Origin of the sequence: Anaerotignum sp., from assembly GCF_045122575.1 — a bacterium.
In the GTDB taxonomy this organism is placed as follows: Bacteria; Bacillota; Clostridia; order Lachnospirales; family Anaerotignaceae; genus Anaerotignum_A.
This window is the reverse complement of sequence record NZ_JBGVHV010000026.1, coordinates 1-4676: the sequence shown is the minus strand read 5'-3', so window position 1 is coordinate 4676 and position 4676 is coordinate 1. Positions and strand designations below refer to the sequence as shown.

At 48.0% G+C, this 4676-nt stretch carries 7 protein-coding genes; all 7 read right to left on the bottom strand.

The genetic code is table 11. From position 1 onward, the window contains the following. Window positions 1-185 precede the first annotated feature (185 nt). Window positions 186-728, bottom strand: a complete 543-nt coding sequence (locus ACJMLT_RS01075) for a hypothetical protein (RefSeq protein ID WP_405725288.1) — start codon at window positions 726-728, stop codon at window positions 186-188. 13 nt (window positions 729-741) lie between these two features. Further along, window positions 742-1107, bottom strand: coding sequence for a hypothetical protein (locus ACJMLT_RS01070; RefSeq protein WP_405725285.1), 366 nt, complete (start codon window positions 1105-1107; stop codon window positions 742-744). Then, window positions 1104-1361: a helix-turn-helix domain-containing protein gene (locus ACJMLT_RS01065; RefSeq protein ID WP_405725282.1), complete on the bottom strand. Its 258-nt coding sequence runs from the start codon at window positions 1359-1361 to the stop codon at window positions 1104-1106. The genes ACJMLT_RS01070 and ACJMLT_RS01065 overlap by 4 nt, the downstream gene beginning before the upstream one ends. A gap of 59 nt (window positions 1362-1420) precedes the next feature. Then, on the bottom strand, window positions 1421-2263 hold the full coding sequence (gene noc, locus ACJMLT_RS01060) for a nucleoid occlusion protein (RefSeq protein ID WP_405725279.1): 843 nt from the start codon (window positions 2261-2263) through the stop codon (window positions 1421-1423). 310 nt (window positions 2264-2573) lie between these two features. Then, window positions 2574-3293 carry a 16S rRNA (guanine(527)-N(7))-methyltransferase RsmG gene (gene rsmG, locus ACJMLT_RS01055; protein ID WP_405725276.1) on the bottom strand — a complete coding sequence of 240 codons (720 nt, stop codon included), beginning with the start codon at window positions 3291-3293 and terminating at the stop codon, window positions 2574-2576. Between the two features lie 3 nt (window positions 3294-3296). Further along, on the bottom strand, window positions 3297-3698 hold the full coding sequence (locus ACJMLT_RS01050) for a hypothetical protein (RefSeq protein ID WP_405725273.1): 402 nt from the start codon (window positions 3696-3698) through the stop codon (window positions 3297-3299). A gap of 62 nt (window positions 3699-3760) precedes the next feature. Continuing rightward, the coding region (locus tag ACJMLT_RS01045) for an FAD-dependent oxidoreductase (RefSeq protein ID WP_405725270.1) at window positions 3761-4676 on the bottom strand (916 nt) is incomplete at its 5' end.

The window sequence follows — 4676 nt, the reverse complement described above, 5'->3', positions numbered from 1 at the left end:
ATGTAAAGGTGACCAATCTGGGCAGAACCCTCATCAGCCTGACTGCAGAAGCAACGACTACGAGAAACGGTAAGGAAATTCTGGTCGGCACAGCTACAGCTACATTCATGAAACTGGCAAAGACCTTTGAAAGAGATATTTGAGCAAAAAATAAGAGATACTCAATGAGTATCTCTTTCTTTTATTTATTGCATCAGCCACCAAAACCACTGATGTTTTTCCTCATATGTTGTTATTTCTCCATTCAAATTCTGATAAACACCTGTCGATTCCTTACCACCGTTCCATTTTTTTCTATACGTACCGATGGTTTTCTGCATGGGATAACTGCCATCTGCACAAAAAGCATAAGAAATCATTTTTTCATTTTCTTTTAAAAAGGAAAGATATACCCAATTATCTATTGCCGACAATGCAAAAACCTTCCAGCCATCCGGTATCCAGTCTGCAAGCAGAACTGTCATTTCTTCTTCCGGAATATCTGCGCCATATTCCGATTCCTTTGCTTTCTCCAGTGCCTTCTGCACTTCCGGCAGAAAAAGCACATATTCCTCCAAGGCATAGTCTTTTTCAGAAATAGCAATATCCGGCATTTTCGCCAGAATTTCTGCCTCCGTCAAGTCTACCTTCACCACATGATTCATACTATAACGGCTTTCCATGTGCAGGTAGAAAACAACACCAAACATTAGAAGGACACAAAGAATTTTTATAATTTTCTTTTTCATGAAATCCCTCCCGTCAATCACCCAGGATTCGTTCTCTCTCAAATGTTCGGATCTCTCCGCCAAAATCCAGTTCCAATATATCTCCATCAAAGGAAACGACCCCGATCTCCGTCACCATTTCCTCCGTGATCTCTATGCAGTCCAGTGTGATACTGCCGCTTTTTTCATCATAAGTATAGCCTTCGCAAAGGTCTGCATCATTCACCGGATTGCCGCAGCCACAGAAATAATGGAAACTGCCGTCAGAACCAAAGAAAATCGTTTCTGTATCTGCTTCCGTTTCCCTTGTCCAGGAAATATCCGTAAATCCAATCTCTCCCTTTTCACAGCCTGTCAGAAAACAAAGGCAGGCCACCAGCAGAAATATTCCTTTTCTCATACTTCTTCCTCATTTCCGGGCACATATCTGATGATGTCTTCCGTGGTGCAGTCCAAGGCATAGCAGATGCGGGCAAGGATATCCAGATCCATTTTTTCCACTTCACCTTTATACCATTTGCCCACCACTTCAAAGCGGGCATCGATACGCTTTGCCAGCTGGTTGCGGCTGATGCCTCTTTCGTCCATCACTTCTTTCAGCCTTAGTTCCACATGACCATAATCGGCTCTGACCAGTACTGCTTTTTCCTTCATGGCGATCCCTCCCCGTTACTTTCTCTATAGTAACATCATAATGGGAGGATCCCGAAAAATCAAGCACTTTCCGCGTTTCTGCGGATGCGGATGACGATCTCACAGCAGTCTGCCTCCTCCTTATCCTCATAGTCCACGTTTACACCGCTGCGGCGGATGACCTCCACGCTCTGCTTGATGGTATTGGTGAAGATGCGGAAGTCCTTGGCACGAATAAATCGTTTCTCCTTCTGCTCCCCTTTTTCCGCGGGGCGGGGGCGCATGAATTCCAGCGTGGCCTCTACCAGTTCCTCCGTTTTCTTTACATTCATCTCCTCTGCGATCATCTGAGAAAGGACGATCATCCTGCTTTCCTCATCGGGCAGGCGAAGCAGGGCCCTTGCGTGGCGTTCGGTAAAATGATGCTCCAAAAGGAGTTTTTTCACGCTGTCCTCCAGTTTCAGGATCCGCAGTTTATTGGCGATGGAGGACTGGCTTTTGGAAAGCTTTTCTGCCAGTTCCTCCTGGGTCAGACCGTAATCCTCCATCATATTACGATAGCCTTCCGCCTCCTCCAGAAAGCTCAGGTTCTGCCGCTGGATGTTTTCGATGAAGGCCAGAACGGCGCTGTCACTGTCACTGACCTGCATCAGGATGGCAGGGATGGTGGTCAGGCCTGCCAGTTCCGATGCACGCAGCCGCCGTTCCCCTGCCACCAGTTCGTAATAGCCGCCGTTCATTTTTCGTACGGTGATGGGCTGCAAGACACCGTAGGTGCGGATGCTGTCGGACAGTTCTTCCAATGCGGCGCGGTTGAAATATTTCCTTGGCTGATAGGGGTTGGAACGAATTTTATCGATGGGCAGCTGAAAGACCACCTTATCCTTCTTCAATCTCATTTCCGAAAACTTCAAAACTTCCATTCTATATACCTCCTTTAGCGAGGCTCTGCCTCGCGCTCCGGCAGGGAAATCATTTCCCTGTACCCTGAATGGCACAAAATATTGCATATTTTGTGCGGGGAAAATATTTTTATTTTCTTTTCTACATGATAACACGGCGATTTTCTTCCTCCCCAAAAAGCCTTCCACAAAAAAAAGCCCATATCGACACGAAACGCATCAATATGAGCCTATTTTCTAATTATTTACATTCACCGCAGAAACGATAGTTTCTGCAATCAGGGTTCCAAGGGGATTATCCCCTTGGTGGGGGTGTAGGGGGCAACGCCCCTTACTTCAAAGGATCTTTGCGGATCTTGCCCGCATTACGAGGGTATTTCTTGGGCGTAGGTGCCACCTTCTCAATAAATACCAGCTTGTGAGACAGGTCTGTATGAGGAATCGCCACATCCTTGATCTCTACCAGTCTGCCGCCCAGTTTCTTCAGCGCACCTTCCGCCTGCGCCACTTCCGCTTCCGCATCAGGCCCTTTCAGCGCCGTCAGCATACCGCCAACCTTGATGAAAGGCAGGCAATATTCGGATAATACCGCCAGATTTGCCACCGCACGGGAAACACACAGATCAAACTGCTCTCTGTAATCGGGGTTCTGACCGCCGTCTTCCGCTCTGCTGTGAACATATTCCACACCAGTGAGATTCAGCTGTGTGCCCACTTCCTGCAGGAAACCGATGCGTTTCTGCAGAGAGTCCAGCAAAGTCATTTCCACTTCGGGACAGGCGATCTTCACAGGGATCCCGGGGAAGCCGGCCCCTGTACCCACGTCGATGACCTTCATGCCTGCATTCCATGTCACATGGGGCACCAGACTCAGACAGTCCGCAAAATGCTTCAGCACCACATCCCTGTGTTCTGTAATGGCTGTCAGGTTCATTTTTTCATTCCATTCCAGCAGAAGGGAAAGATATGTCATAAACTGTTCCGCCTGGGCTTCTGTCAAGGAAACGCCCATCTGGTCACAGCAGTCTTTCAGTAATGCTTTATTTTCCATTGTTTATTCCTTCCCTTCTCTTTCGATGCTGAAAATCTTCCATTTGCCAAAGGAATCCGGCTCCGCCACCATGCGGAAGGAGAAAATTTCCTCATCCTTTTTATTTTTCTTGGCTACAGAGACTCTGCGGATGCCCTTACCCTCATCTTCCGCAAAGCAATAGTATTCCTTCAGGTCTTTCAGATAGCCTTCCAATTCCTCATAATCCACCACTTCTGCTACTTTCGCAGAAAAATAACTCATGGCTTCTTCTTTTTTCCCGCTTTCCACCGCCTGCAGAAAGGAACGGAGCGTTCCTCTGGGGTTGGGCAGGGAAACAAAGGCAGGCTTCCGATTATCGAAGACTGCATCCTCCAGAGAAAAGGTCCCCTTGGGCAGATGCAGCTTCTTCTCGCCCTTTTTCATCGTTCTATTCTCATTCCATGGCAGAAAAAATCCTGTCATAGCACCACATCCAATTCTACTCTTTATTTGCTTCTTTTCATCTGTTCCATGAAAATCAGCAGTACGGAAATATCCGCAGGGGATACCCCCGTAATTCGGCTGGCCTGACCGAGGTTTTCAGGGCGTACCTGATTCAGTTTCTGTCTGGCTTCCAGTCTGAGACCCTGAATGGTTTCATAATCCAGATCCAGAGGCAGCAGTCTGCCTTCCAGTTTCTTAAACTGTTCCACCTGATTGTTCTGCTGGGCGATATAGCCGGCATATTTGATCTGAATATTTACCTGTTCGCGTACATCCGCAGGCAGTTCAGGTCTTTCGGGGTCGATTTCCGCCAGGGCATCATAAGTCAGCTGAGGACGTTTGATCAGGTCGGACAGTCTGGCACCATTCTTGATAAGTGCTGTGTTATGTCTTTCCAGCACCGCCAGAACCGCTTCGCTGGGGCCCATGGTTACTGTATGCACACGTTCGATTTCTTCGGCGATCAGTCTTTCTTTTTCTCTCAGGGCTTCGTATCTTTCATCGGAGATCAGACCGATTTCGTGGCCGATGGGTGTCAGTCTCTGGTCAGCATTATCCTGACGCAACAGCAGACGGAATTCCGCACGGCTGGTCATCATTCTGTAAGGTTCTCTGGTGCCTTTGTTTACGATATCGTCGATCAGAACACCGATATAACCGTCGGAACGTTTCAGCACGATGGGTTCTTTGCCTTTGATATAATGCACTGCATTGATACCGCCAATGAGACCCTGTGCCGCCGCTTCTTCGTAACCGCTGGAACCGTTGAACTGACCCGCGGAGAACAGACCGGGGAAATCCTTGAATTCCAGAGACAGTTTCAGCTGGGTCGCATCGATACAGTCATATTCGATGGCATAGGCAAAACGGGTGATTTCGCAGTTTTCCAGACCGGGGATGGTTCTGTACATGGCGATC